General features: G+C 60.5%; 12 protein-coding genes and 3 pseudogenes. 6 read left to right on the top strand and 9 right to left on the bottom strand.

The genetic code is table 11. The features are described from left to right. Positions 1-277, bottom strand: a pseudogene (locus B9H04_RS14030) (IS630 family transposase); the annotation flags it as partial. A 639-nt stretch (positions 278-916) separates the two neighbouring features. On the opposite strand from B9H04_RS14030, the gene B9H04_RS14035 reads away from it, so the two are divergent. Then, on the top strand, positions 917-1,099 hold the full coding sequence (locus tag B9H04_RS14035; protein ID WP_049933276.1) for a hypothetical protein: 183 nt from the start codon (positions 917-919) through the stop codon (positions 1,097-1,099). Positions 1,100-1,194: 95 nt separating this feature from the next. Here the strand turns inward: B9H04_RS14035 and B9H04_RS14040 are convergent, their stop codons facing one another. Continuing rightward, a complete protein-coding gene (locus tag B9H04_RS14040; protein ID WP_169714312.1) occupies positions 1,195-5,010 on the bottom strand; it encodes a PAS domain S-box protein in 3,816 nt (1,271 codons plus the stop codon). A 251-nt stretch (positions 5,011-5,261) separates the two neighbouring features. On the opposite strand from B9H04_RS14040, the gene B9H04_RS14045 reads away from it, so the two are divergent. Then, positions 5,262-7,730, top strand: a complete 2,469-nt coding sequence (locus B9H04_RS14045; RefSeq protein ID WP_169714313.1) for a PAS domain-containing protein — start codon at positions 5,262-5,264, stop codon at positions 7,728-7,730. Between the two features lie 244 nt (positions 7,731-7,974). On the opposite strand, the pseudogene B9H04_RS19645 reads toward B9H04_RS14045, so the two are convergent. Next, positions 7,975-8,117 (bottom strand): annotated as a pseudogene (locus tag B9H04_RS19645) (helix-turn-helix domain-containing protein); the annotation flags it as partial. 355 nt (positions 8,118-8,472) lie between these two features. On the opposite strand from B9H04_RS19645, the gene B9H04_RS14050 reads away from it, so the two are divergent. Continuing rightward, positions 8,473-11,670, top strand: coding sequence for a PAS domain S-box protein (locus B9H04_RS14050; RefSeq protein ID WP_049933272.1), 3,198 nt, complete (start codon positions 8,473-8,475; stop codon positions 11,668-11,670). A 568-nt stretch (positions 11,671-12,238) separates the two neighbouring features. Here the strand turns inward: B9H04_RS14050 and B9H04_RS14055 are convergent. The 3 genes from B9H04_RS14055 to B9H04_RS18190 form a co-directional block, all read right to left on the bottom strand. After that, a complete protein-coding gene (locus B9H04_RS14055; RefSeq protein ID WP_049933271.1) occupies positions 12,239-12,886 on the bottom strand; it encodes a hypothetical protein in 648 nt (215 codons plus the stop codon). Between the two features lie 198 nt (positions 12,887-13,084). Further along, the gene (locus B9H04_RS14060) at positions 13,085-13,753 is read right to left on the bottom strand and encodes a site-specific integrase (protein WP_085682810.1); all 669 of its coding nucleotides are present in this window, start codon (positions 13,751-13,753) and stop codon (positions 13,085-13,087) included. A 245-nt stretch (positions 13,754-13,998) separates the two neighbouring features. Beyond that, the gene (locus B9H04_RS18190; RefSeq protein WP_139835093.1) at positions 13,999-14,541 is read right to left on the bottom strand and encodes a hypothetical protein; all 543 of its coding nucleotides are present in this window, start codon (positions 14,539-14,541) and stop codon (positions 13,999-14,001) included. 354 nt (positions 14,542-14,895) lie between these two features. Between B9H04_RS18190 and B9H04_RS14070 the strand changes: the two genes are divergently transcribed. The 3 genes from B9H04_RS14070 (at position 14,896) to B9H04_RS18820 (ending at position 16,714) form a co-directional block, all read left to right on the top strand. Then, positions 14,896-15,744 carry a ParA family protein gene (locus B9H04_RS14070; protein WP_049933312.1) on the top strand — a complete coding sequence of 283 codons (849 nt, stop codon included), beginning with the start codon at positions 14,896-14,898 and terminating at the stop codon, positions 15,742-15,744. Continuing rightward, the gene (locus B9H04_RS14075) at positions 15,741-16,133 is read left to right on the top strand and encodes a hypothetical protein (protein ID WP_049933310.1); all 393 of its coding nucleotides are present in this window, start codon (positions 15,741-15,743) and stop codon (positions 16,131-16,133) included. Before B9H04_RS14070 ends, B9H04_RS14075 begins: the two co-directional genes overlap by 4 nt. 419 nt (positions 16,134-16,552) lie before the next feature. Beyond that, complete coding sequence (locus tag B9H04_RS18820) at positions 16,553-16,714, top strand: hypothetical protein (protein WP_155120069.1); 162 nt, start codon at positions 16,553-16,555, stop codon at positions 16,712-16,714. A gap of 385 nt (positions 16,715-17,099) precedes the next feature. Here B9H04_RS18820 and B9H04_RS14085 read toward each other — a convergent pair whose 3' ends face one another. The 3 genes and pseudogenes from B9H04_RS14085 to B9H04_RS14095 all read right to left on the bottom strand — a co-directional run bounded on the left by B9H04_RS14085 (position 17,100) and on the right by B9H04_RS14095 (position 19,561). Continuing rightward, complete coding sequence (locus B9H04_RS14085) at positions 17,100-17,384, bottom strand: hypothetical protein (protein WP_248648703.1); 285 nt, start codon at positions 17,382-17,384, stop codon at positions 17,100-17,102. 1,516 nt (positions 17,385-18,900) lie between these two features. Next, positions 18,901-19,116 (bottom strand): annotated as a pseudogene (locus B9H04_RS19255) (RNA polymerase Rpb4 family protein); the annotation flags it as partial. A gap of 16 nt (positions 19,117-19,132) precedes the next feature. Continuing rightward, entirely contained in the window at positions 19,133-19,561 is a 429-nt protein-coding gene (locus tag B9H04_RS14095; protein ID WP_049933308.1) for a hypothetical protein, read from the bottom strand. Between the last annotated feature and the right edge of the window lie 33 nt (positions 19,562-19,594).

The raw sequence follows: 19,594 nt of genomic DNA on the forward strand, positions 1-19,594 counted from the left end.
TGTGCTGTTCATCAGAGAGTTCGGTTGGTCTGCCTTCGCGCGGATCGTCGTAGGCGACTTGCTCGACCGGCTCATCGGCGAGCCGGTCGAGCCGGCCAACCCACCGAGACAACCATGGACCGGTGTATCCGTATCGTTCAGCAACCTCCGCCATCGTTGCATCGTCTTCTTCAAGATAGTTGATCACCGCCATTAGCCGCTGTGTCGGCTTTTTATCTTCGACCTCCGCGAGAGCGTCGCGGAGGTCGTCAAGAGTGGCGGCGTCAAGCGTGGACATACTTGCTAATCACACTCTAACCTAAAGAATATTTAGCTGACAGTATCAGCAGGCCGTTACGAACATCAACGCAATCTGGTAAAAATCTCAGCAGTACACTCGCAAACGCATTCTATCGCCTGATTCAGCTGTGATTTCGCGAAATAAATGTCGTGCTAACTCTTCTATGACACCCTAGTACGAGACACAGAGGCTGAGTCCAGCACGTCGCACGGACGTCCGCACACACGAGTGGTGGCACCGAGCGTGCCTTATTGGTCAGGCTACCACCTCAACTCTCGCTCCGAGGGGCCGCGACCGCTCGCGGGCCCGAACACCGGTCGGTGCCCCTACGCTTGGCACTCTTTTTTCACGTTTCCTCCACCGATGAGATCGCCCACGTTAGAACCGCTGCCCGACACCTTGCCATCCGCCTGGGAGTCGCACACCGTCCCGTCGTTGCGGCCAACGAGCCCACCGACGTAATCCTCGGGATTGATTTGTGCACTCGCCGCACTTTCACGTACCGCCTCTTGGGGTGTCGTTGTCGCCGATGAGCCCGCCAACGTAGTCTCTCTCGGTGACTCGCGTACTCGAGGAAGAATTACTCACGTCGCCCACTAGCTCGGCGGGAGCGACCCGGACGCGGTCGCGGATCACGTGTTCGATGACGCTCACGAGTGGACGACGACTGCCGGCCTCCTTCCCGAGCGCGTCGACGGGAGCGGCGACATCCGGTGGAACTCGAACCTCCAGTGGAGCCACGCGACGTACCTGCTGCTCGTCGAGACCCACGTCCGCGACGAGGCGTTCGGACTGGCCCCCGACGGGCGGGGCGACTGACCGACCGGCGTGGCCAAACCCCTCAGGGGAACGGTTTCAGCGGGCGGGGGCGACTCGCGGCCGATTTCGCGCTCTTCCGCCGCACCTGTCCGTGATCACTCCGTCGGAACGCGGAGCCGCACGTCGGTTCCGGCCTCCGCCGTACGAACCGAGATGTCGCCGCCGGCCTGCGTGGTGATCATCCGAACCATCCACAGCCCGAGCCCGTTGCCGTGGTTGAGAGGCGTTTCCTCGCCGGTTTCGAGCGCGTCGGCTTCCATCTGCGGGAGCCCCGGTCCGTCGTCGCGCACGCTGACTTCGATCCAGCCGTCCTCCGGACTGCTGAGTTCGACCTCGACGTCGGCGTCGGGGCCCGTGTTCGCCGCGTTCTCCGCGAGCTCGCGGATTGCGTCGAGCAGCGTCGCCGGAACGCGCGTCAGCGCGTCGGCCGACACCTCGGTCGAAATCGTCGCGTCCGGGTACTCGTCACGAACCGGATCCGTGGCGTCTGCGACCAGCGAATCGGGGTCCGCTCCCGTCGACTGGTCGATCCGCTGAGAGGCCCGGCGAATCTGCTTCACCCGCTCGGTCATCGACTCCCACTTGTCGAGGATGCGGTTGAGAGTCGCCAGATGCTCCGAGCGCGCGTCCCGGTCCGATTCCTCGCACATCAACTCCGCCCAGCCCCGGACCTTCCCGAGGTCGTTCCGCATGTTGTGTCGCAACACCCGATGGACGACGTCGAGGTGCTGCCGCTGGCGTTGCTCGGCGGAGACGTCCCGGCCAGCGACCACGATTAGCGAGGTGTCGCCGTCCTCGCGCGTCACGGGTTTCACCGACAGGTCGACCGTCACCAGCCCGTTCGCGCCGTACATCGTCGTCTCGTACCGGGTGCCCTCGCCCTCCGCGGCTCGCTCGACCGCGGTGCGGAGGTCGGTCCTCGCCGCGTCCGAGTGCTCCCACAGCGCCGTGTCGCAGAACCGCTCTCCGACGAGCGTTTCCCGCGTCTCCTCGCCGAACGCGAACTCCGTGTCGTTCACTTCCACGACCGTGCCGTCCGGGTTCAACAGCCCCGCGAACTGGAACGTCTGGTTGAACACGCTCTCGAACCGCCGGGCGCGCTCGCGCCTGTCGGTGACGTCGCGGAGGTACAGCAGCATCCCGTCGACGGCGCCGTCGTCCAGCATGTTCCGGCACTGCCCCTCGACGTTGAGCCACTCGCCGTCGCCCGACTCGAGCCGAAACTCCAGCTCTCGGTTCGAGTCCGACCGTTCGACGGCCTCGAAGAACGCCTCCATCGTCTCTTTCCGGTCGGTCGGGTGCGCGTGATCGAAGAGGTTCCCGCCGACGAGGTCGTCCGGTTCGTGCGCGAACACGTTCCGGCTCGACCCGCTGGCGTACGTGATCGTCCCGGCCGTGTCGACGACCGTGATCACGTCGTCGGACTCCTCGACGAACCGCTCGGTCCGACGCTGCTGGCGGCGTCGCTCGGTCATGTCGCGGACGATCATCGCGTACCCGCGGAACGTCCCGTCGTCGTGTTCGAGCCGGGCGTACCGGACGTCCGCGTAGAACCGGTTTTCGTCGGCTCGAACGTACCACCCCTCGTGGGCGCTCTGGCCGGCGCTCCGGGCCTGGTCCAGCAGGCGATCGGACACCCCGACCTCCCGGTCGTCGGTCCGGTGAAGCTCGGCGGTCGACATGCCGACCGCCGCCTCCTCGTCGTAGCCGAACAGGCTCTCTGCGTTCTCGTTCCACGTCTGGATCCGCCCCTCCTCGTCGACGGCGAGGAAGGCGTACTCGTCGACGCTCTCGAGCAACAGGCGGAACCGCTCGCGCTCCGCGAACAGCTTCTGCTCGCGCTCCCTGCGGTCGGTGACGTCCTGTTGGATACCGATATAGTTCCGGACGGTCCCCTGGTCGTCGGTGACCGGTGTGATCGAGAGGCGACTCCAGTACTGCGTGCCGTCCTTCCGGTAGTTCTGGATGTCGAGCGACACCGGTTCGTCCCGTTCAATCGCCTTGCGCAGCCGCGCCCTCTGCTCGGGGTCGGTGTCGTCGCCCTGCAGGAACCGCGGGTTCCGGCCGAGCGTCTCCTCGGACGCGTACCCCGTCACCTGCTCGAACCCGTCGTTGACGTACACCAGCGGGTTGTCGTCTCGCGTCGCGTCGGCGATCTGGATCGCGACGGTGGCCTCGTCCATCGCCCGTTCTTTCAGTTCCAGCTCGCGCTCGCGCTCCTTCCGGTCCGTCTCGTCGCGCACGGTGCAGACGAGACGGCCGTCCTCGATGATCGTCAGCGAGAGCTCCGCCGGGAACGTCGTCCCGTCGGGGCGCCGACCGGTGACCGCCCCGCGCCATCTCCCCTCGGCCTCGAGCGCCGGGAAGGCCTCGGCCTCCAGCCGGTCGATCTCGTCGTCGTCGTACAGCCGCCGCCAGCTGTCCCCGAGAAGCTGCGCTTTGCTCTCGAAGCCGTACATCTCGACGTGCGTTTCGTCGACATACGTGTACTCCCCGTCGTCGAGGATGGCGAACCCATCGGCGCTCTGCTCGATCGCCCGCTTGATCGACGTCAGCTGTCGCTCCCGTCGTTTCCGGGACGTGATGTCGCGGAGAACGCCTGCCGAGCCCCGGAACTCGTCGTCGCCGATCAGCGCGATGCGGTTCTCGACGATCTTGCGGCTCCCATCGGCGGTGTGGAGGTCAAACTCGGCCTGTTTCGACCACTCGTCCTCCGCTATCAGGTCGACGATCTGTTCCCGGACGCGAGCGATGTCCGCCTCATCCATCCCGATCGACGGATCGGCGCCGATCACCTCGTCGCCGTAGCCGAACTCCCGCTTCGCCGCCTCATTGACGAAGGTGAACTCGCCGGCGGCGTCCAGCGCGTACACCGGGTCGTCGACCGCTTGGAGGATCGTCTCGTACCGCTCGAGTTCCTCGAACCGGTGCCGCCGTTCGATCTCGGTTCCGACCCACTGCGCGAGGAGCTTGACGAACTCACGCTCGCCCGCTCGGAACGGCGCCGACCGCGGCTCCTCGCTGAAGAAGGCGACTGTGCCGTAACTCGCGCCGTCGACGAACACCGGCACGCCGATGTACGCGTCCACGCCCTCCGCGGCCGAGGACGCCGCGTACTCGGTCTCGGTCACGTCAGCGAACGCCACCGGTTCGGTCGGGTTCCCGCCGAGCGTGGCCGCGCAGACCGCCTCCGCGGCGTCGAACGTCGCCTCGGTCTCGTACGTTCCGGTCCGGTCGGCGACGCTCTCGACCGTGTACGTCTCGTCCTCGACGCGAGAGAAGATCCCCACGTCGAGTTCGACGTAGTCGCGGGCGAGCGAGAGCAGCTCCGCGACCGCCGCGTCGAACTCGGCCCCCGCCATCGTCGTCTCGTGGAACTGGTGGAGCGCCGCCGCGTCGAGCGCGGCCGCGTCCCGTCGCCGCTCGCGGTCCGGTTCGCGGCTCCCCCCGACTCGGTTCAGCGCCGCTGCAGCCGCCGATGCGACCCGCTCGATCAGGGCAGTCGTTCGATCGGCGGCTCCGTCCGCCGACGGGAGCGTCACGCGGAGGACGCCGTGATCGGCGACGGGCGCAAAGAGATCCGTTGTAGCCGTGTCCCCCGTTGTAGCCGTGTCCCACCCCTCGGCGTCGGTTTCCGTCACAAACGCGTCGCCCCTCGTGACCGACTCGGCTTCGATCGCGGAGCGCACGACCGAGACCGGCACCGACTCGTCTCCCGATCTGTGGACGGCCTCGGTGGTGTCAGTCGATTCGAACGTCGTCACGGCGTCGGACCCCGCGTCGAGCCCGTGGTACGTGACGGTGGCGTCGGAGAGAAGCGACCGGATGACGGAGAGCGAGCGGGCGAGGACGACGTCGACCGACTCGGCGCCGCCGAGCGCCTCGGCGAATGCCAGTAGCTCGTCATCCACGCCAGACCGACCAGCGGGATAGTACATGCGATCGTATCAACGCGCATGATTATCATCGTATCGGTGCGACCGGTCGGTGTCGAGACCGAACGGCCGCAATCCGCCTCCGAGGAATTCAGATATTATCTCTGGGAATCAGCGCAACGCACTCAAGTAGGCGCTCCGCGTACGTCGGTCATGTGGAGTGACAAGGGATGAACGGCGCGGGGAAATTCGCACCGGGCACGTCGCCGTCGGAGGTCCTCGGAGGAGTGACGGACCCGCTGTTCGCGCTGGACGAACGCGGCGCGCTTTCGTTCGTCAACGAGCCCGCCTCGGACCTGTTCGGAAGCGCGGACGGCGTCCCGCTGGATGAGACCGTCTGGGAGCAGTTACGGGACGGATTCGGCGCAGAAACAGCGGCCCGTCTCCGACACGCGTTCGAGACACGTGAAACGCTGTCTGTGACCGCGTACGACGGCATCGACCGGCGGTGGGTTCGCATCGGGACTCATCCGTCGGCGACCGGGATGACCGTGACCGTCTCGCCGGCGCCGGACGGCGACCGGACGCGGCTGTCGGAGGCCGCGGACGCGGCGATAGACGGTATCGCGATCCTCGACGACGAGGAGTACGTGTACATGAATCGGGCTCACGCCGCGATCTTCGATTTCGAGCCCGACGAGCTGCTCGGAGAGAGCTGGCGGCGGCTGTACGGCGACGCGGAGCAGGAGCGGATCGAACGAGACGTGTTTCCGCAGCTCGAACGAGAGGGGGAGTGGCGCGGTGAAACCGAGGGGCGGCGCCGCGATGGGAGCGGCGTCCCCCAAGACGTCTCGCTCTCGCTTCTGGACGACGGCACCCTCGTCTGCGTGAACAAGGACATCACCGAGCGGAAGGCCCGCGAGCGGGAACTCGAACAGACCCGCGAGTTCCTCGAGCGCGCGCAGGCGAGCGCCGCCGTCGGCGGCTGGGAGGTCGATCTCACGACCGAGTCGTTACACTGGACCGACGAGGTGTATCGGATCCACGAGCTGCCGCTCGACGCGCGCACCAGTCTACAAGACGGGTTCGACTTCTACCACCCCGAGGACAGGGGGGTCGTCACCGACGCGTTCGACCGCCTCGTCGACGAGGGGGAGTCGTACGACCTCGAACTCCGGATCGTTACCGCGGAGGACCGGACGCGTTGGATCCGGACGGTCGGCGAACCCCGGACCGACGCGAACGGGGACGTGGTCGCGGCGGTCGGCGTGTTTCAGGAAATCACCGATCGAAAGCGGCGCGACGAACAGCTCGCCCAACTCCGCGAGCGGCTCGACTTGGCTGTCGAGGGCGCTAATCTCGGCGTCTGGGACTGGGACATGACGACCGACGAGGTCGTGTTCAACGACCGGTGGGCGACGATGCTGGGCCTCTCGCCGGACGATATCGAACCCAGTCTCGACACGTGGGAAGAACGCGTTAATCCCGATGACATCTCGCGTGTGAAGGCGGCTCTCAACGCTCACATCGACGGCGAGACCGAGATGTACGACTGCGATCACCGGATGCGTACGGCCGAGGGCGACTGGCTGTGGATTCGGGACGCCGGGAAGATCGTGGACCGTGACGCCGACGGCCGCCCGACGCGGGCCGTCGGGATCCATCTCGATATCTCCGCACAGAAGGAACAGGAGGCGGCGATCGAACGCGCCCGGAACGAGCTCCGGCAGATCATCGACCTCGTCCCCGACCTGATCTTCGCGAAACGTGACGACGGAACGTACCTCCTCGCCAACGAAGCGACCGCGGAGGCGTACGGACTGACGGTCGCCGAGACGGAGGGGTGTACGGACGCTGAAATCCTCCCGGACAGCGCCCAGTCCACTCACTTCCGGGCCGACGACCAGCGGGTGATCGAGTCGGACGAACAGCTCGAGATCCCCGAGGAGGAGCTGACGACGGCCGACGGCGAGACGCGGCTGTTCCAGACGACGAAGATTCCATACCGGGTCGCGGGCACGGACGACGACGCCATGTTGGGATACGCTCGGGACATCACGCCGCTCCGTCGATACGAGCACCGTCTCGAACGGCAGCGGGACAATCTCTCCGTCCTCAACAAGATCGTTCGCCACGATATCCGCAACGCGCTCCAAGTCGTCAGCGGAAGCGCAGAACTCCTTGAGCACCGTCTTGATACCGAGAACCACCGGCTTCTCAAGGCCATCCGGACGGCCGCCGCCGAAGCGGTCGATATCACCGTCTCGGCCAGGGAGGTCACGGAGCTCCTGATGGAGTTCGACAGCGACCCCGAACCGGTGGCGTTGACCCCCGTGCTGACCCGACAGATCGACGCTGTCCGCTCGAGCGATCGGTCGGTTAGCGTAACGAGAGTCGGGAAATCCGACGAGAAGCCCGTGCTCGCCCACGAGATGCTGAAATCCGTGTTCAGAAACCTGTTACATAACGCCGTGGTTCACAACGACGGCGACAGCCCGTCGATCCGCGTCTCGACGGACGCGCTTCCGGGCCGGGTCCGCGTCGCCGTCGCCGACGACGGTCCAGGGGTGCCGGACGACCTGAAGCGGACGGTCTTCGACGAGGGCACGCAGGGGATCGACAGCGAGGGGACGGGCCTCGGATTGTACCTCGTCAAGACGCTCGTCGACCGCTACGGCGGCGCGGTGTGGGTCGAAGACAGCGAGAGCGGAGGGGCTCGGTTCGTCGTCGAACTGCCGCGTGTAGACGCGGAGTGAAACGAACCGGTCCCGTTCGCGGCGACGCGCCGCATCCGACGCCCGCCGACACCGAGGAACGCGACTGTGCTATCCGCTCTCGCTCCAGGTGGGTGGCCGCCGCTCGCACCTGCCGTCGGATAGGGACGGCGCGGCGATGGCGCTTCGTCGGAGGGCCCAGCTACTCCGACCCGACAGCGTTGAGCGCGGCCGATCGCTAGCGGTCCATCGCCCAAGCCACGACGGTCTCGGACGCCTCGACGAGGGCGTAGTACTGGTGTACGTGCCCTCCCTCGTCGATGATTCGGCGCCCCCCGTCACGAACCCGGTTTCGCGGAGCCGGTTCAGCGACCGGTTCACGTTGCTGCGATCGCGGTCGAGGCGGTCGATCAACTCGCCTGTCGTCGCTTCATATACAACTTCTCAGTTAGATCGATGAATGCTTTCGGATGGATTATGTGGCGTTGGAGCCGGTCGGCTGCTGGACCAGTTGGAGTAATTCAGGATCACCCAGATGTCGCGCGACTTGGTGACATTTGGCCCTTCATTTGAGACACTCGCGCCCTGTATTCAGCAGCGCTGTTTCGAATTCTCTGCCGCCTGTCAACAAGGGCGTGACCGATACAGAGGCTGTAGTCAGCCGCTGAACGATGTTATTTTCTCCGTCAATATCCTGAATTAGCCGGTAGAATTCGCCTGCGAATCTTGCGCTCAGGGTCTCGCATTCCGCAATTGATAAGACAACTCATCTATTTTAAATAGTATGTCAATCTTTCACACACCCTTAACCATCTCAGGGGACCCAAGTACGGTTCGCTGGGGGCTTTTTCTCATTTTCACCGGGATTGCGGTCAGTTGCTTCGTGGGTGCTGCGTACGGCTCACGGCTGCGGCGACGAGATACGCAGCTCGGGCTCAGAGCGGTCCTCTTTACCAACGGATTGTGGCTAGGGTTCCAAGCGCTTGGGCTGGTTACCACCAGCGAGTCGCTTAGCAACGCGCTCTACATTGGGGGACTCATCTGGGGGCTCACGGGCGTGGGTGCATGGATGTATTTTATTTCCGCGTACACCGGTCGGTCATACCATCGCGACCGACGTTACCGCGGACTCGCTGTTGGCACCTATCTCGGTCTCCTCATCGTTAAGCTCACGAACCCACTGTACGGACTGTACGTCTCGACGGAACTACAGCAAAGCCCGTATCTACACCTTGTGGTTGAACCGCAGTTGTTCTACTGGGTCTCGTTCTCGCTCACGTACGCACTCGTGGCACTGAGTTTCTATTGGCTACTCACGACGCTGCGTGAGTCGGCGTTTCCAAGTGGAAGTCTCGGGGCGCTCGGAGTTCTCGCGTTGTCACCGATCATCCCGCGGTTGGCTGTCAGCACGCTGCCGACCGAGATACTACCGCCTATTATGCTGGGATTGAGCTTCGAACCGGTCGGTGTGACCGCGTTTCTCGCAGGAGTGTTAGTGTTCGTTGGGAAACCCTTCCGACAGATCGAGCAGTCTGCCCGCTCACGATTCTTCGAGGAAGCCGACGACGCGACGTTCGTGTACGATACTGACGGTGAACTCGTCGAAACGAACACGCAGGGAGAGGAATTACAATCAGCGACCGATACTGACCTTACGACTATCGAGGCGTTCGAGCGGGCATTCAGTCCGATTGACGAGCTCGAGGATACGAATCCTGTCTCTGTGGAAGTTGGTGGCTCCACCCGATACTTCGAGGTAATAACGAACCGAATGGCCACCGGAGCTGAACTTGTCGGGACGGTCGCAACCGTTCAGGACATTACCGAGCGGCGAGCGCGAAAGCGCGAACTGGAGGAGCGGAAGAGAGAGCTCGAACTGAAAGAGCGAGCGATGGACGAGGCTATCGTCGGGATCACGATCAGCGATCCCGACCGCGAGGACAATCCGCTGATATACGCTAACGACGGGTTTGTCGAACAGACCGGCTACACCAGAGAGGAAACGCTCGGACGGAACTGTCGATTTCTCCAAGAAGACGATAGAGATCAGGAGGCGCTTGACGAACTCCGTGAGGCGATTGCCGCCGAGGAACCGGTGACTGTCGACCTGCGGAACTACCGCAAAAACGGCGAGCAGTTCTGGAATCGATTGTCGGTGACGCCGGTGTACGATGACGGCGAATTGGTCAACCACATCGGTGTCCAGCAGGACGTAACCGATGAAGTGCGCCGCAAGCAGCGGTTGTATGAGGAACGCGAACAGTTCCGCCTGCTAACCGAGAGCGTCAACGAGTACGCCTTTCTCATCGTCGACGAGGACGGAACCGTTCAAACGTGGAATACTGGTGCCGAGGACCTCTTTGGGTACGACGGTGACGCGGCGGTCGGAATGTCGATGGCTGAACTCCATCCTGAGTCCGACCGCGAGTCCGGCCTCCCGGAGCGGTTGATACAACAGGCGCGTCTCGCCGGCGAGAGCGCACACGAGGGCTGGCAAGTTCGCGCCGACGGGTCGGAGTTCTACGCTGACGTTCGGTACGCACCGCTCGAATCCGACGATGGGGTGTTTCGCGGGTATGCGGTAATTGTCCGCGACATGACCGAACACCGTCGCCAACGGCGTCGAACCGAGCGATTCGTCGAAGAGTCCGAGGACGTCGTCACAATCCTCGATCCCGACGGGACAATCACCTACACCAGCGGGTCGGTGACGCAGGTGTTCGGCTACGACCCCGACGCCCTCGTTGGCGAGAACCTCTTCGATTACGTTCATCCAGACGGACGCGAGCACGCGATGGAGGCGTTCTTTAGTTCCGTTGAGGAAACCGAAAGCGTCACCGCAGAGTGTCGATTCAAATCTCCGGATGGCGGGTGGTTCAACATCGAAAGTCGATACCGGAACATGCTTGACGACGACGCCATCGACGGAGTGATCGTCTACCTCAGGGATGTGACCGAAGCCAAAGACCGTGCTCGGCGGTTCGAGAGCATTTTCAACCAGACGTTCCAGTTCACGGCCTTGTTGGACACCGAGGGGACGGTCATCGAGGTCAACGACGCCGCCCTCGAGTTCGGCGGGTTCGAGCGCAGCGACGTCGTCGGGAACCCCTTTTATGAAGCCCAGTGGTGGACACACTCCGACACAGTCTACGATGGGGTTCAGGACGCGATTGAGCGGGCCACAAGCGGAGATTTCGTGCGCTACGAAACGGAAGTGCGTGGCGCTGACGGCCTCGCAACAATCGACTTCTCGATAAAACCCGTGACAGATGAGGACGACGACATTACCCTACTCGTTGCTGAGGGACGCGATATCACTGCCCAGCAGCGGTATAGTCGCCACTTGAACGTCATGCAGCGCGTGATGCGACACAACATGCGGAACGATTTGACAAAAGTCCGAGGCTGGACAAAGCTGATGAGCAGAGAGACGGACGCAAAAAAACGGGCGGAACAGTTCGAGACCATCAAACCGATTCTTGACAAGTGGGGAGAGATGATAGAGAAGATGAAACAAATAAAACGAGTTCTCAATCCCGAAGGCGGTGGGGCAGCCACGACAGAGGCTGGCCCACTGATCGGAGAGGTCGTTAGTGAAATCCGAGAGGAACACGAGGACGCAACGATCTTGACTGAGACATCTAACAACGGGTCGGTGCAGTTACAGACGACGCTCGGAGAGGCTATCCATGAGTTGATAGAAAATGCCGTGGAGCTGAACGATAACACTACAGTCGAGATCGAGCTCGTCGAGTTGGAAAACGAGTGGATTGAGGTCCGTGTGCGAGATGACGGCCCCGGTATGCCGGAGATGGAGGCGGATATCCTTGAAACGGGAGAAGAGACGCCACTCAATCACGGCGGAGGGCTCGGTCTGTGGATGGTTCGAATAATCGTCACGCAAGCCGGCGGTGATGTGTCCGTAGCGACAACCGACGGGACGGAGGTTAACTTGCGGGTGCCGGCTATGAGACGTTCATAAATTGTTGCTGTGAGCCAATAGCGTACGCAGTGAAGAGATCTCTGTGTCGGCGTGGTTGTCGTCAGAGACAATCTGCGTCAAATTGAATGAATGTTGGTTCACGCGAGAACACGGTTGAGAGTAAAACGGCGGAAGGGATATTTTATCGGCACGCTGCCGATGTTCAGTTGTCTGTGCTGACTGTGATTCCCATATATTTCATCGTATCCTAACTGTGTATAAAATAGACCATTACTCGTCGCGGTATACGTGTACCCTGTACTGAGCGGATCAAATTGTCCCTGATGCTGCTACCCCGGCGCGCCACATTCGCGCCTTCTATTCAGCACGGACTTTGTGTCAGTTGTAAAGAGTTCCAGCAGAGCCTTCTACTATATCTGAGTAGGCAGGCGTACAGGAAACGGGGGTTTTCTGAACAGTAAAATCAAATCTACAAGGCTCTTCCCGAACTCAGTGAAACACTACTATCCGCAAATTGATAGAACATTCCGTGATGAATACAGGGCGCGCATCCTGCGACGGATGTCACACCGCAGCCCGCACAATAGAGGGGACTGACAGGAAGTAGTCACGACGGTACGAATAGCCCAAACGGACGAAAAAACCGGGCCAGAGCGCGCCGGGTGTTGTCTCTGATGAACGCCCACGTCCCGATTTTCGACTCGTCAAGGTGCCACTGACCGCCGTCCTTGTAGGCGGTGTCCGCCTGCTCGTGGTAGTTCAGTGCCTCATGGACACGTGACTCGGTCATGTCACAGGCGTCAGCGAGTTCCGGGACCGTCTTCGGGCCGTCCTTCAGTTCCTCGGCGACGAGATGGCCGACCTGCATCGACAGAAACAGTTCACTGGAGTCGGCGTCAGCCATCTCGTCGTCACCTGATCGGATGCCTTCCCGGAGGCTATAGAGTGCGTCTAGCATCAGCCAGCCACCGCCGCCGACTCCGACCGCGGCGACGGTGGTGTCTCCCTGCGCCCAATAGGCGACCCCACCGGCAGTTACGATAATGAGGCCGAGCGCGAGTCGGAAGTGGCGTTCATCCAGTCCAGGTAACGGGCTCGCGAGTTCGGCAGACTCACCCACGAGTACGATAGCCGCGACGATGATGGTTTGTGACCAAGTGAAGCCGAACGCGATACCGAACAGTGCGATCAGCCCCACCGCGTAGGCGGCACGACGGACGAGGCTGGTGCCGAGGAGGGGGCCGGTCGAGGACATTACGTGTCAGGAAAGAGCCCAATCGTTAAAACAGTCAGCCCACGGTACCATGGTCGGAAACACTAATGCGGATGTGTCGTTGCTGACTACAGCCTCTCTATTCAGCAGTCAGTAGCAGCCTATATCATATATCGAATAGTTGTTTCGCTAGGTTGGGCAAGAGCCATCTACAAATTGGCCTACGATTAGGCCTATAGATCAGTAGAGAGAACGCGACTGAATCGTCGGCTCAAAAACCGGATCCGCACCCGGGTCGGACTCGACGCTGCCCGTGACGTACGAGATCTTCTTGCGTTCTCGCTCGGCAGCTGCCGGACTCATTTCCCCGAGATAGTGGTTCCGGAACGTCTCCCAGTCCTCCCACCCGCCGAAGCTCATTACCACGGCAGGAAGTACGCCGCAGTCCCACAAGAGATGCCCGCCCCACGTCCGCCGGAGGTCGTGGACGTCGAGGTAGGTCCATCCCTCGTCACCGGTTGCCGCATAGCGTCGCTCGCCAGCTCGCTTCACCCAGCGATAGATCGAGTTCGGCTCGACGCCGACAACCGGCTCGTCGGGATCACGCTCGTACGAGAGCGTTCGAACGGAACTGGCGAGTTCTTTCGGGATCGGAGTCTCCCGATATTTCCCGCGCTTCGCGTAGTCGTTCCACACGCGAAGGAAGCCGTCGGGAGCGTGGGTGAAGTCGTTGCTGGTGACGCTGGCGATCTCTTCGCGGCGGAGGCCCGCCTGAACACCGAGCCGAAATGCGATCTCCTGCTCGGGAGACTTCGCCTCGTCGATGAGCGCTGCGACCTCGTCGTTCTCGTCGCTCTGGCTGAGCCAGACCCGCTTCCCGTCTCGTTTGGGGTAGTCGTCAAGTCGCACAGTAGGCTTAACGAGGTGGCGCTACTAAAAATCGTGTGGAATAGGTATCTGAGGGGTCTCTTTGAGAGTCAGCTCGGGCCTATCAGTAGCCGAATACCGGATTCTACTACCCCAAATCGAGGGCCACTACTGCGACCAACAATCTGCTTCCTATGAGCGACCATTCCATATCTGAACGAGGATTCTGTATCAACAATCTCCGCCAGAAGAGCGTCGTTCGAATGACTTGGTAAGGCCTACGTCTACTACAGATCCGGCCCGTCGATGACGAGGGTGAATCCCGTGACTGAACCGATGTCGGACTGCCGGTAGCTGATCGTGAACGAGTGCTCCTCGTTCGCGCCCGTTCGGATAGGCGCTGTATCTCTGGTACTGGCCCCCCCATCCGTCTGGAACTCTGCGCTAATCTCGATGACGGATGGGATGTTCTCCTTGGCAGTCAGCGTGCCACGGACTTCGAGGACGTCGCCCTGAACGAATGCGTTGAGTCCTTTGACCTCTACGGGCGGGTCCGACTTGTAGCTAATGCGTTCGCTCTCTGGGAAACTGTACTCCACCTCAGAGGAAATATCGGCCTCAGACCACTCATCGGGATCGCTGCCGCTGCCGCCGCCACTTGCGCCATCGCTGCTAGTCTCGTTACCGCCCCCACTGTCACTCCCATCTCCACCGCCGGTACAACCGGCGAGTACAACTGTACCTACTCCACCAAGCGTCTTCAACAACGTCCGTCGGTTTGCGTTCATGTTTCTGAAATCCTCTGAGTGAGATGCTTCTTTTCTACCCACTCTCCGCCGCAATCTGAAGAATAAAAACTCTTCGAATCCTCTCCTATACCCCGAACTCACCCAGTTGGTGATGGATCTGCTCAGCCGTCTCTTGATCAGGAGTCAGCTCTTCGACACTGGTGGTGTCGGGTGATACGGTCGGGGTTCCTGGGTCTGCCGGGTCGTACTCGCTCAGATCGAACGCGAAACACACGCATCAGTTGTGCGCAGAGAAACGATTGGAATGCTGTGGCATTTCTCGCTACATTTCCGTGTATTGTAGCCAGTTAAGAGAATAATGCGAGGGAGGATACCGGTTGCCGATGTTGTGTCTGACGTACTTTTACGTATCCGTATACGAATACGTAAGCGTATATGCCCGATCCAGCACTCAGAGCGGCTACTTTCCTCGACAAGGGCGGCGTCGGGAAGACCACAGCGACGGCGCATCTCGGCGTCGCTCTCGACCGACACGGGTACGATGTCCTACTCCTCGATCTCGCCGGGAAGCAGGGCGACCTCGCTAAACACTTCGGTCTCTGGGGCGACATCCAAGCCGATGACGACCGCTGGCCGAACATCACCACGGTATTTCAGGACCAGTGGGAGACGATCTCCGAGAAGCTCCCTACGGCCGTCGAGGACCTCATCGTCCCGACGGGCGAAGGACCCGACCTCATCCCGGCGCACGAGAGCCTGGACGGCCTCGACGCAACGCTCGGGAATATCGACGAGGCCGCGGAGCGATACAGTCGGCTCGACGAGTTCCTCACCGGCTACGTGGAAAATGACTACGACGTCATCCTGGTAGACCTTCCCGGTTCGACGTCGAACATCGCGTACAACGGCCTCTGGGCGGCGAAGCACGTCGTCGCACCCGTCCGCCCTGGGCCGTTCGAGGCGGGACAGGCCGCGCAGCTGCGGCGGGACTTGAAGACGATCCGGGAGGAGCAGGATGTCAACATCGAGCTCGTGATGGTGCTGCTGAACGAGGTTGATGAGCGCACCAAGGCGGGGAAGGCGTACCTCGAAGAGTTCGAGGACGAGTACCCGGAGGCACTCGCTCCTGCGCAGATCCCCAGCTCCCAAGACGTACAGAACGCGCAGATGAACGGCGGGACGCTCTTCGCGCTGGAGCGCCCGTCGAAGACGGCCCAGCGAGCCATCGAAGCGTATGAGACCGATGCGGAGACTCTCGTGGAGCGGCTGGGAGGTGACCGATGACGGACGACGACGAGGAACTAGAGCAGTTGCGAGAGGACACGGAACTCGGGACACGTGCCGAGTATTCCACCCCAGGTGAGGAAACCACCAACTTGGAGGACACGATGGTCGCGCTGCTCGGCGATGTCGAGGCAGGCGAGGTCTCAAAGACACTCTCGGTTCGGGATGAGCGTCTTACGGCGCTCGTGCGGGGGCTAGAGGAGACAGGTGGCCTCGACGACGTTGGAGAGGCTCTCCGCGAAGAACTCGGGCGTGAAGCCGATGCTGACGGGACTGACAGGAGCGAGATGCTACGGCTAGCCGTCCGCCTCGGTCTTCAGGAGGCTTCGCCGGAAGTCCTCGACACGGCCCGGGATGCCTCCGCCAGACACGCCAGCGAGCAGTTCTAAATACATATACGTATCCGTATACGCACACGGATACGTTTATGAAAATAGACGCCTAGTCGTCCTACAATTTCGGAGAACGTGAGCGAATAGGCCGCGTAGTTTCTATCGCGGAATGAGATTTATGAACAGACGAAATGAGGTGTCTCACGTAAACACTCCACTATCAAAGTGTATCTTCGGGGGTCTGACCCCCTGATGTAGGACGACAGGAACGGCTTCTCTTGGGTGTGAGCGTCGTGGATACTGATTTTTCGGTGGTGTCGGGTCAGAATCCGGGATAACTTAGCCTATCATGAACACTGACCCCATCACCTCCACGTCCTGCGGCTTCGGCCTTAACCAACAGCAGGCAGTTCTACCACCGGTCGTTGGTTAAGGCTGAGCAGAGCGGCTTTCCCGGACCACACGGATCGGTATGTATGTGCGATATCTTCCGCGTCAACTGCCCGGGCTGTGGAGAAGAGAAGGGCCCGATCACGACGCACCCCGGCACCGTCGGCATCCACTGTTCGTGCGGGATCACCGCAACCGTCGACATCGGCGCGCAAGAAATCGATGAATGGTGGGAGCGGGAGAACTGACCTATCGCAACTCCAGCGAGTACAGCCCGGATGTCGCCCCGACGTCGAGAGCGAAAGCGACACCGATTTGGCTGACACTGGCGAGGTTCCACCCGCGGTTATTGGACGAAATATCGATTCGCACCCAAATTACGTCGGAGAGAGGTGCCGTTTGCTTGCCAAGTATGGTCTCGTGGACCGACGTAACGATGGATACTATGCGCTTACTGCTGACGGTCGCAACTACTTGGCCGGGGATCTTGATGCTGATCAGCTGACGGCAGGCTCGAATTGACGCCACATCTCCCGGATTCTTTCGACTAGTGGGTACAGTAGTTCAAGAGTCGTGGCTGTCATCTACCGACTACGAGAGTGAGACCGATACCATGGCTTATAAAGAGAGCAATTAGCCGCCGTTTTCAGTACGTATCTGCTCGGCTCGATTGCGAAGTGACTGAACGTATGCCCGAACGCGATCCTCGGGTAGATCAAACTGTACGGATACCCACTGCATCGACATGGTGGGCTGGGCCGCGTAGTAGGCCATAAGGACGTCCTCACGGGAGCTAGCGACTGCCGGTGGTACGCCCCGTTCTCCGGTCTTCTCCTCTCTGAAGCCGCCTGTGACCGTCTGTACGTCGGCGTAGAGCCGAGCTTTGTCCGGGTTCTCGAAAGACTTGATGAGACCCATCGGCCCTTCTAGTGATACTGGTTGTAATCCTCTTCACGTTCTTCTTCGACGATCCGGCAGCTGTGGGCGTATTCCTCGATTACTGATTTACTCATACATCCCACCCTTCACCGACAGCGGGAATCGGGTCGTCGTAGATGTTGAATTTGTAGATGCCGTCAAGATACGGCTGACGGATATCTCCATCGTAATTCTCGTAATTTTTGTCTTTGTACGTGCCGTCCTCAGTATCACCGTCGTTGTCGGAGTCGCCCCGAATCCGCTTTTTCCGTATCTTGTCTGGAATTGCTCCGTCGTGGAGTTTCGTCGCACGGGGGTCGTGGCCGTTAGTAAAGTAGTGTCTGGCCTCGTGAAACGTCACCTTTTGCTCGGTGTCGAGACCGGTGTCCCAGTGAATTGACCGCCAGAACTGGTTGGTACAGTGCCGACAACGAAACCGGCGGCCTGTTTCCTCAGCGTTGGCGAGGTTCTCTTCGATGAGCGTCTCTCCGCAGGTCGGGCACTTTTCCATCGCCTCCTGTTCGCTGAAGCGTTGAATACTATCTTCGTAACTTTTCCGAGTCCAGAGTCTCTGGGCGATCGTGTTGTAATCTGGTCGTCTTGCAACGTTTTTATTCCCACCGATTGCGAATAGAGGGTGGATAGTACGGCCATAGGTTGGTGGCCGAACGAGCAGGTATTCGATTAACGCTGTCTTGAACTCGCTATCGAGTGGGAGTACACTGCCGCCCTCTTCCTTGCGTTTGTTCCCAGCGGCTTTGTTCCTGATCTCACCTTCAGTCTCGGGGCCCGGTGTGTCCTCGTTCGGGATCTCGTCGCCCTTGTTGAACTCCTCATAGACTAGTATCGTGTCTGGCTTGTCGCGGATTCGGGGGTCTAGCGTCACGTCGTGTTCGTCGATGATTTTCCAGAAGATGGGGTGGTCAATATGGAGGCATCGAAGATCGTAATTGATGACCTCTGATGCGCGTGTCCCATGCTTGAACCCAGCCAACCAGAAGCAACGGCTGAATGGGTGGGTTAGCCAGTTGAGAAATACCTGCATCCGGTCGAATGGAATATGTGGCCGTTTTGCGTCAGTGTCGTGGTTATCGCGGAAGTCGGCTAGTGGTTCTGTGACTGGATTGCCGGCTACAGCGTACTTGGCGTCAAGTTCGTTGTAGAACTGATTCAAATACCCGAGCCTGTGGGCTATTGTGCTGTTCCTCAGGTCTGAGTCTTTGAGGACCTCATCACGGAACTTTTCGATATCTTTGTCGATTGCGTCACGGACGCCGAGGATCCGTGACTCCGTGTCCGCATCGATTCCGCCGAGTAGGAAGTCTTCGAAGCGCCTGATGCCACGCTCCATATCATTCAGGTCATGGTCTAGCCGGCCATCCTTCTTTTTCGCTTCTCTGAATTTCTTGATTGGTTGAAGACGCCACTTTTTGGTCGCTTCCTGCCGTCGCTCTTCACGGACCTGTGTGTTGACGCGGTCGAGGTCGCGCTCGTCCCTTTTTTTCGCTAGACGGACGTACTTGGCGACGACGTCGAGTATCTCGTCAAGTTCGTTGCCGGACAGCGAGTACCGCTCCTTTGCGTGGACGGAACGGAGTTTGTCCCGGTCCGCCGGAAGGAGGTCGGCGATCTTACAGGCAGTCTTCTCGTCGACCTTCTCGATTTCCAGCAGTTCCTCGACCAGTTCGCGGGACTCCTCACTTTCGAGGGTCACAAATCGGTTGACATTTTTGTCATTCTCGTCTGTGTTACTCATTAGTCCTGATGTAGCCGCCGCCGACGAGTGACTCAATTTTCTCAGCTTTTCTGAGTTGCTTGAGTGCTTTCGTAATCTGTGTCAACTGCTCTTTTTCAGTCCCAAATATTGCTTCACGCAGCTCTTCCTCAGTGAGCTTTCGATTCTCCTCTGTCGGCAGGTTTGCGAGAATGTTGTTCGTGAAGTCGCCGTCGATGTCGTCCTTGAGCGTGTTGAGATCGGTGTCGAACGTAGCAGTGTCACCGTTGACTAACTGTTTAAGAAGCTGCGTGTCGATTTGGCCACTGGTTTTAAACAGGATTCTGCCAGCCTCTACGCGCTGGCGCACATACTTGGCACGGGTGAGGCCCAATTCCTCTGCTTCGTCATCGTACTGTTCGGCTACTTCCTCAGGTATCTTACCGAGAGCTCTTTGTCCCATAATAACTGTAATATTCGGCAGTTATATATCTTT

The organism is Halorubrum ezzemoulense DSM 17463 (assembly GCF_002114285.1).
Classification (GTDB): domain Archaea; phylum Halobacteriota; class Halobacteria; order Halobacteriales; family Haloferacaceae; genus Halorubrum; species Halorubrum ezzemoulense.

Coding starts and splice junctions, on each gene's coding strand:
- B9H04_RS14050 (WP_049933272.1), top strand. CDS start 8,473: ATGTCAATCTTTCACACACCCTTAACCATCTCAGGGGACCCAAGTACG.
- B9H04_RS14055 (WP_049933271.1), bottom strand. CDS start 12,886: ATGTCCTCGACCGGCCCCCTCCTCGGCACCAGCCTCGTCCGTCGTGCC.
- B9H04_RS14070 (WP_049933312.1), top strand. CDS start 14,896: ATGCCCGATCCAGCACTCAGAGCGGCTACTTTCCTCGACAAGGGCGGC.
- B9H04_RS14075 (WP_049933310.1), top strand. CDS start 15,741: ATGACGGACGACGACGAGGAACTAGAGCAGTTGCGAGAGGACACGGAA.
- B9H04_RS18820 (WP_155120069.1), top strand. CDS start 16,553: ATGTGCGATATCTTCCGCGTCAACTGCCCGGGCTGTGGAGAAGAGAAG.
- B9H04_RS14085 (WP_248648703.1), bottom strand. CDS start 17,384: ATGGGTCTCATCAAGTCTTTCGAGAACCCGGACAAAGCTCGGCTCTAC.
- B9H04_RS14095 (WP_049933308.1), bottom strand. CDS start 19,561: ATGGGACAAAGAGCTCTCGGTAAGATACCTGAGGAAGTAGCCGAACAG.